The sequence below is a fragment of the Candidatus Abyssobacteria bacterium SURF_5 genome (genome assembly GCA_003598085.1).
Lineage (GTDB): Bacteria > Abyssobacteria > SURF-5 > SURF-5 > SURF-5 > SURF-5.
This window is the reverse complement of sequence record QZKU01000101.1, coordinates 36214-44095: the sequence shown is the minus strand read 5'-3', so window position 1 is coordinate 44095 and position 7882 is coordinate 36214. Positions and strand designations below refer to the sequence as shown.

Genomic DNA, 7882 nt, shown 5'->3' with positions numbered 1-7882 from the left:
ACTACATTTCGACTTCCGGAAAATCGAACCCCCAAAAAATAAGGGGTTTTTGCAGATTTTTGACCAAACCCAAGCCCAAAGTGTCCAAAATGAGTCTGAACTCGATTGGGCTAAGTTCGATATGCAACTCAAAGAAGAATCAGGTGAATCATATGTCATTCTGCCGGTCAAGGTTCCACCGACAATGAAAGAACCACTGCAAGTAAAGATAGAATCTTATGCAAAGAAAACCTGCATCAAGGGCAAGGACAAGTCAATTGTAGCCGGCAAAGTGCTTCAGCGGCTGCTCGTGGTGGCAAATGGATAAGCCCCTTGAAAATAAAGTCAAGGCGACTGTGGCCCATCTGCGCGAATTGTGGACCCGGCTTGACAGCAAACATCGATTCGTGGCCTTCTCTACTGGAAAGGACAGTCTTGCCGTCGCTGCGTTGCTTTATGAAGCGGTGGGCTCCGAAAGCCCGCCTTGTCTCTACTCACACCACCAGCTTGAATTTCCGGAATACGAGCAGTACGCTGAAGGCATGAGGGCTTTCGGTTTCAATATTGAAATAGTCAAGCCTTTCCTGCAGTATTTCGAACTCATTGATCGTGGCATTGGTTTCCTAACTTTAAAGGAGGCATGGTGTCGACCACTGCTTATAGGAACAGGGTTCTTGGAATGGCTCCAAAAAAAAGGAGCGCGCAGTCCGCTCTCGGGGGTAATGTTCCGCGGGATATCCGGAAGCGATTATAGCCATAACTTGCATTCGCCGTTCGAAATATATACATGCTTAGATTTGCCATGTTTCAACCCGATTCTCGATTTTAGCAAGCAAGAGGTAATAACTATCCTGAAGGAACGTTATGGTCTCCCCCTCAATCCCATTTATGAACACTTGGAAAGAACATATTGCATATGTTGCTATACTCCAGAGGCCAAGAGCCAAATCTATGGCCGTTATCGCTTTCCCGAAGTTCATAAGCGCTATTATGCTCTGATAGAAAACTTGATCTTTGAGAGCGGCTTAATCGAAAAATCAGCTGACAAGAAACAACATAAGACCAGGGAAGAAAAAATTGCCAAGCACGGTTTTGTACATTGGAAGAGATTAAGAGCACAGAACACTGTGGGCGCGTTTAAGAGGCGGCTGCGGAATGGAGCATTATCATATCGAATACGTGATAAAGCTTGGATAAACACCAAACATCTCACGCCCGTCAGGGGTAACTGGTTTTGTCAGAAAGACATGATCCGCTTCTGGGATGTTCCCGAAACCATTGCGGATTCTCTTATCAAGAGGATGATAAATTGTCTTGACTGCGGCTACTGCGTAGTAATATGCTTTCCTTGCCGGAAATTTGACCGCAAGACCAAGACACTTCAAATTGAAGGATGCATTCGTTGCGGCAAATGTCTGAATCTGCGATTCTGTATGGGATGGAAACACCGGTTCTGGCGACGAATCATTCTTGAGAGTTGAAGATGACCGATAGTTCCGGAGAAGCACAGGGATTTCTCTTTTCCTCGGAAGAATGCGGCGTCGCCAAAGAGCCGGTAATCATCAGCGCCTGCCTGCTCGGCATCCCGTGCCGTTGGCATGGACGGCGCGCGAGCCGGCGCGACGCGCTCCTCGAACGACTGAAGAGGCGGTACGTCCTCGTCCCGCTCTGCCCCGAACAGCTTGGAGGAATGCCGACGCCGCGCACAAGCGAGTCGTTGGCACAAGCAACCGGGACTGACATTCTGGACGGAAAGGCGCGACTAATCGCCCCCGAGACCGGCCAGGACGTGACAGAATTTCACATCGTCGGCGCGAGATACACCCTCGAACTCGCTCAAATCATCGGCGCACACAAAGCATATCTTAAGAGCGGCAGCCCCTCCTGCGACCGCAACGGCGTCACCGGAGAAACCCTTCGCCGGGCGGGAATCGAGGTTTTCGCGATAGGCTAGGAAAATGGAAAGAGAAAAGGCATGCCGGCATGGATAGGAAGGAGCACAAGTGAAGAATGGAGCACATCTTCGGTTCTTGTTCTTTTCGGTGTGGCTCTGGCGTGACGCGCAACGTCTCTGCTATAATGAGGCGGACTCGGGATAGATCTACCGGAGGACGTCGGAAGAATGGGTGGCGAGAAACTGAACGTTCCAGAAAAACAGATTGCGGATTTTTGTCGCCGCTGGAAGATTATCGAATTCGCGCTTTTTGGTTCGGCTCTGCGAGACGATTTTCGGGCTGACAGCGATGTGGACGTGCTCGTAACGTTCGGGTCGGATGCGTCGTGGAGTCTTTTTGACCTCGTGGCGATGCAGGACGAGTTGAAAGATATATTCGGCCGCGAGGTGGATCTGGTGGAAAGAGACGGATTGAGAAATCCCTTCCGCCGCCACTCCATCCTGAGCACGCGAAAGGTCATTTATGCGGCCTGAAGAGCGAGATGCGGCGTATATCTGGGATATCCTTGATGCGGCGCAATCTATCTGCGACTTCACTGCGGGCGTCAAGTACCACCAGTATCTCGGAGATCGGATGCTGCAGCTTGCGATCGAACGCAGCGTGGAGATCATCGGAGAAGCGGCGCGCCGTGTTTCGGAAACATTTAAGCAGGCGCACCCAGAAATCCCTTGGCGCTTGATGATCGCTCAGCGGAACGTGCTGGCTCACGAATACGGCGAGATTAAGCAGGAACGCATGTGGGCCCTCATCACGACTCATGTACCCGCTCTTCTAGGGCATCTTGAAGCCGCTCCTTCCTCCTCCTCCATCTATGGAAGAATAGGATGCCCTTTCTTACCAACGCCATCGGCTTCATCTGAGGCCCATGCTCTGTCGCAATTGGAAAACCCCGTACCGGATTGTTATAATAACAGCGGACTTTTGGGAAGGTAGGCCTGCTGGTGTGGGCACTGGACTTCAAATCCAGGTTAGGGGCCGTGAGAGCGGTCCCGGGTAGGTTCGATTCCTGCACCTTCCCGCCAAAAGAGATTATCCGCAGATTGCGCAGATTTTCGCAGATTTTTCTAACCGCCGATGGACGCAAATTAAAAATCGGAGGTCCACAGTTTACAGGGGAAAATCAAGAAGATTTTTCGATCCGCAGATTGCGCAGATTTTCGCAGAAAAAAAGAGTTGTTTGACCACGAATTACACGAACATATCGAATTTGGCGAATAAAGCAGAGGCACGGCATGCCGTGCCCGAAATATCGAGATTATGACGTATTCCAACCTTCTCTCACCGCGCCTGGGATTTGGCGGACGCCCATCCCGCCGCCGGTATTCATGAACGCGGTCGCTATTCAAGAGTCTGCAGATCGAGCGACCTCAAAGAAGCCGCAGTACCTGAAGATCCTCGCATCGATTATCCTGCCGCTGCTAATTTTTCTCGGGCTCATTGTCTGCAACAGCAAATGGCTTCTGGTCGTCGAGAGCGACGGAGTCGTTCTTGTCAGCCTGTACCGGGATATATTCGTAGATCACTATGATCTGCTGCATTGGAACGTTTCCACTCTTTATCTTTTCCCCGATGCAGCTCTGTTCGTTGCGGTCGCGAATTTCTTTTCCGATCCGGGCCACATGTTTACGGCGTGCTCGATCCTCTTCTATTTTCTGTTTTTGGCGATTCTCGTTTATCTCGCGTTCTTGCTGAGCGGGAACTTTTTCCGGAGCTATGTGACGGTGCTGGCGGCTGGCCTGTTGCTGGTTTCGATCGCGCTGATTCCCGGCTATTCCAACCTGATCTATCGTTTCGTTTATTTTGCGAATCATAATGGGCATATTCCGTTTGGGTTTTTGTTGGTTGCGATCGCCATCAGGGGCGTGCAAAAAGGGGTTTCGGCGACATCGGCCATACTCTTCCTCATTATTTCCGTGTTATCTGCCGTATCAGACCTGCTGCTGGTGCCGCAATTCCTGTTGCCGCTCCTGATTACGTTTGTTATTTTCATGATTCTGCGGCTCGTTCGCGTTAGCACAGGTCTCGTCTACGCCGGCTTAATCCTGCTGGCCCCAATTTTCTCAGTGTTGATACTGAACAGCTTGCGAGCAGCGACTCCTCTATTCATTTCCAATCCGTTCGCGGGTTACACGTTCACGTTCGACAAGCTGATTTCGAGCGCTATCGATTTCGGGCAGAGCCTGATTATCTATATAAGGTTTTTGCCGATTTTCGCGGCGATAGCCGCTATCTGGCTGACTGTTTCGATTGCGCTGCTGGTGAAGAACCGCGGCGTTCTGCTCGGTTTTCGGAAGAACGTTGAACAGCGATCATACCAGCCGATTCATGGATTACTGTTCCTGATTGTTTTTTCGATGCTCTCCATGCTCGGAACGATGGCGGGGCCGATAGCTACGTTCCGCTGGCCGGGGTTCTGGTGTGTTTACTATATCCAGCCGCTTTACATCATGCCGCTGTTTGTCATTGCGCTTGCTGTCTGCCACTTTCAGAAGCACATGCTCCTCGCGCAAAGGATAGCGGCGGGGGCCATCGTCGTGATTGCGCTTTTTCAGGTCGTTCCGGCGCTGGCGAGCCTTTCGTGGGAGGACCTGCGGTTTCCGTATCCCGGATGGGTCCGTTGTATGGACGCACTCGCGGAAGAGCATGACTTGCAGTACGGCTATGGCTATTACTGGTCAGCCAAATATGCATCGGTGGCATCAAGGGCAGGCATACGAGTGAATCAACTGGATGAAGACCTGACGTTTCACCGGTGGCTCAACAACAGCCAGTGGTATTCGGCGGCGCCCGCGCGAGAAGGTGGCAAATTTCCGAAATACGATTTCATCCTGGTCACGCCGAAAACAAGGAATCTGGTGGAATCGAGGTTCGGCGAGCCTGCCGCATCGGAATATTGTTCGGGAGTCGAGGTATACGTTTACAACAGGGAGAGCGACGTCGCGTTCCGCAATTTTCTGCGGGCGCCCGCGCTTGCGCTGGTCGGGAAAGCACCTCATGCGCCGACGATGCCGGCATCATTGAGCGTCTACAAGGAAAGCGGCACGGCGTGGGACGCAGAGGGAAGGGTAATGATTCCCGCCGACGGCGAGCTGACGGCGGAATTTGACACGCCCGCTGCAGGTGAGGTTCTGGAAATCGCGGCGAGCGGAAACGATGAATATCGGGTCGCGTTTTATCTGAGCGACACGCTCCTCGATGAGATGACGGCGCCTGCGATGGAGCAGGATTCATTGCAGATCAGGTACCTGCTGCTGCCGGAATCGCTCCGGAAGAAGCCGTTCAATCGGCTTGTGATTCGGCCGGTTGGAGGCGACGGCGACTACAGTGTAGGGCATGTGTTTGTTTACGACGATAGTGACGAGTAAGTCAGTCAACAGTCCACAGTCCACAGTCCACAATGGATAAGCGAAATACTTTCTGAATTCAGCCGAGGCGTTCGCCGGTTGATGTTGGGCCTGATACTGAAGGGACAGTTGCTGCGGATTCGGCGGCGGATTGCGGCTTTTCGTGCGCGACTTCCCGGTTCTTCCTCTTTTTCCATAGTCGGTGCTCGAAGAACAAGCCAATCAATATTCCGATGACGGTAAGCACCGAGATTCTCGCCCCCCATCTGAGGCTGGCCGGCTCATAGCGGAAGGCGATCATGTGTTCGCCCGGCGGAATCTCGACGGCGCGGAAAAGCGAGTTCGCGCGCCAGATCGGCGCCTTTGCTCCATCAACATATGCGGCCCAGCCCGGGTAAAAGGTATCTGTCAAGACCGCCAGACATGGCCTTCGGGTAGCGGCATGTACCGTGACTTCATTCCGGTCGTAGCCGGTTATCTCGATTTCCCCCAAATCTGCAGTGGCGACGGCTGAAGCGAAAGACGGCGCGCCGCCTTCCAATACGACCGAACTGGATCGGCCGGAGGTAAGCTCTCTCATTTTCTGCAAGCTGTCGGTTTCGTCGCGCGCGATCACGTATACGCTCACGAGATAGGTGCGGGGCAGCGCCATCCGATTTTCAAACATTAGAAGATCCGCGGGAACGGCGTCGCCGGCGAGCGGTTTCCATGCCGGATTCTGCGCCGCCTCACGTTGCACAAGCTCGCCCCACCTCGATTCCGCCGCCACCAGGTAGCGCAACGATGTCAGGCCGGTCATATGAGCGTCACGGATGAGAGCGTCCAGATGCTTCCTGGTTATGGCGCCATTAAACGTCAGGTCCTTCGCCTCCATTTCAACCGGTCCCATCACGAACTGCAGGAAATTCTTCCATCGTGAGAGAGTGAACGTTTCGTAGCTATTGATATTAAAGAATCCGTATATCGAACCGACGTTCGGAGTGCACCAGTTGTCGCCCGGAATCAACAACACCCGCTCTGTGGCCGCATTCTTTCTGATCCACTCCAACTGCGCTTCGAGTGAACCTGTCGGTCGCGGTTTAGCGAAGGCGGGAACGGGCGGAAATGAGAACATGGGCAAAAGAAAGTCTGCAGAGAGAAGGATGGCGACGGCCCAAGCCGCCCGCTTTTTCGCGACGCCGGAGAAACCGGGCGACCGCATCATCAGGAAAAAAAAGAGAAGAAAGCCGGCGAACAGCAGGTATGGATAAAGCGAAAACTTTTCGGTATTGAGCAGAAACCTCTTGAAATTCATATACAGAAGATAGAGGGTGAAGCCCGATATGAAAAACCAAAAGAGGCTGAGCCTGCCTTTCGCTCGATCCCATATCCTGAAAGGCTCGCGGTCAAAGAGAGAGGATACGCCGATCGCGGCAACAATCGAGAACATGAACATGCTGACATCGAGCATGCGTATGTGCCAGCGGAACGTATCTGATAACGGAAGATTCCCCAGAAATGAAATCGCAGGCATTCCCTTCGACAAGACAAACACGATGGAATATACCCTCAGCGCTGCCAGAAGCAGAACGATTCGCAGATGTTTCTTCGAACCGAATGCGAGTGCAACTATTAACGTGAGGCTCGTGAAATTGCCGAGCAGGATGGCAAGAGGGGCCGCCAGCAGATAATCGAACGGGCTCCCTTCCGGAAATGTGCGAGACAATTCGCGGGTAGAATTGTGCACCAACTCGAGCGTCGGCAGCATTTGAATCGATACCAATCCGGCCATCAGCACGAACGCCAGAACAAAGAGGCCGTACCTGAGCGCCAGCCCCCTGACCCGGTATTCATTCCGGGAGAACAGCAGGATGAAAACGCAGTAAACGGCGAGAATGCCGCTCATATAATAGAGATACTGGATGTTTCCGCCAAGGAAACTCATGCTCAATGCGGCCGCAAGCATCACGCAGCCGGCAAATCCCGGCTTGTCAAACAGACGATGCGCGAGGAAGAAAATGAGCGGCATCCAGCAGATCGTGGCGCCGGTGGCGGGATGAAATCCTCTGGTAAACGTGGTGAAACCGACGCAGACGGCCGCAAAGGCGACCGCCGGCGCATTGAGCCCCAGGCGGCGCGCATAGAGAATTGTGCCGGCAACGCTTACCATCACGTTGAGGAAATGCACGATTGTCAGAGCGGCGGGAACACCGAAAAGAAAAATGATCCAGTTAAACGGATAGAGGAGACCCGTTTGGATTGCCGCAAAGACCGGGCTGCCGGTTGCCTGAAACGGCGTCCATAAGGGCAACGAACCGGCCGCAATGGTCTCTCTGGCGAAGACGAGATAAGGGTAGAAGTAATCATAGAGGTCCGCATTTGCGACTGTGGGATAGGGGGTGGAGCCTGCCGCTCGCATGATGTGCAGGCAAACAGCTACAAAGACGAGAAAAGCGCCTGCCGCAAGCCCTGCGCTATACAGGCGTCTCATAGCAAAGGCCTGCCCCTGAGGCAGGTGGACCTGACACGCGGGGGGCGTCGATTTGACATTGAGAATTGCATCCGACAGTTTTGAATTTGCATCGCTCGCTGGTGAATTTCAGATTTACAGCATTCAGGATTATA

The 7882-nt window shown here is 53.0% G+C and carries 6 protein-coding genes, 1 tRNA gene and 1 pseudogene; 7 read left to right on the top strand and 1 reads right to left on the bottom strand.

From position 1 onward, the window contains the following. The 7 genes and pseudogenes from C4520_14515 to C4520_14485 all read left to right on the top strand — a co-directional run. On the top strand, positions 1-307 hold a 307-nt coding region (locus C4520_14515), incomplete at its 5' end, for a hypothetical protein (GenBank protein RJP18461.1). Continuing rightward, a complete protein-coding gene (locus C4520_14510) occupies positions 300-1460 on the top strand; it encodes a hypothetical protein (GenBank protein RJP18460.1) in 1161 nt (386 codons plus the stop codon). The genes C4520_14515 and C4520_14510, both read left to right, overlap by 8 nt. Before the next feature lie 2 nt (positions 1461-1462). Continuing rightward, positions 1463-1933, top strand: a complete 471-nt coding sequence (locus C4520_14505) for a DUF523 domain-containing protein (GenBank protein RJP18459.1) — start codon at positions 1463-1465, stop codon at positions 1931-1933. A gap of 168 nt (positions 1934-2101) precedes the next feature. Then, positions 2102-2407, top strand: a complete 306-nt coding sequence (locus C4520_14500) for a DNA polymerase subunit beta (GenBank protein RJP18458.1) — start codon at positions 2102-2104, stop codon at positions 2405-2407. Beyond that, positions 2397-2757: pseudogene (locus C4520_14495) on the top strand (DUF86 domain-containing protein). The gene C4520_14500 and the pseudogene C4520_14495 overlap by 11 nt, the downstream one beginning before the upstream one ends. 100 nt (positions 2758-2857) lie before the next feature. Beyond that, positions 2858-2956, top strand: a tRNA-Sec gene (locus C4520_14490). A gap of 210 nt (positions 2957-3166) precedes the next feature. Continuing rightward, positions 3167-5299: a hypothetical protein gene (locus tag C4520_14485; protein ID RJP18457.1), complete on the top strand. Its 2133-nt coding sequence runs from the start codon at positions 3167-3169 to the stop codon at positions 5297-5299. A 58-nt stretch (positions 5300-5357) separates the two neighbouring features. On the opposite strand, the gene C4520_14480 is transcribed toward C4520_14485, so the two are convergent. Further along, the gene (locus C4520_14480) at positions 5358-7748 is read right to left on the bottom strand and encodes a hypothetical protein (GenBank protein RJP18456.1); all 2391 of its coding nucleotides are present in this window, start codon (positions 7746-7748) and stop codon (positions 5358-5360) included. Between the last annotated feature and the right edge of the window lie 134 nt (positions 7749-7882).

What these genes read in the sequence shown, in the direction of transcription:
- C4520_14510 (RJP18460.1), top strand. Translation starts at nt 300, where the DNA reads ATGGATAAGCCCCTTGAAAATAAAGTCAAGGCGACTGTGGCCCATCTG.
- C4520_14505 (RJP18459.1), top strand. Translation starts at nt 1,463, where the DNA reads ATGACCGATAGTTCCGGAGAAGCACAGGGATTTCTCTTTTCCTCGGAA.
- C4520_14500 (RJP18458.1), top strand. Translation starts at nt 2,102, where the DNA reads ATGGGTGGCGAGAAACTGAACGTTCCAGAAAAACAGATTGCGGATTTT.
- C4520_14485 (RJP18457.1), top strand. Translation starts at nt 3,167, where the DNA reads ATGCCGTGCCCGAAATATCGAGATTATGACGTATTCCAACCTTCTCTC.
- C4520_14480 (RJP18456.1), bottom strand. Translation starts at nt 7,748, where the DNA reads ATGAGACGCCTGTATAGCGCAGGGCTTGCGGCAGGCGCTTTTCTCGTC.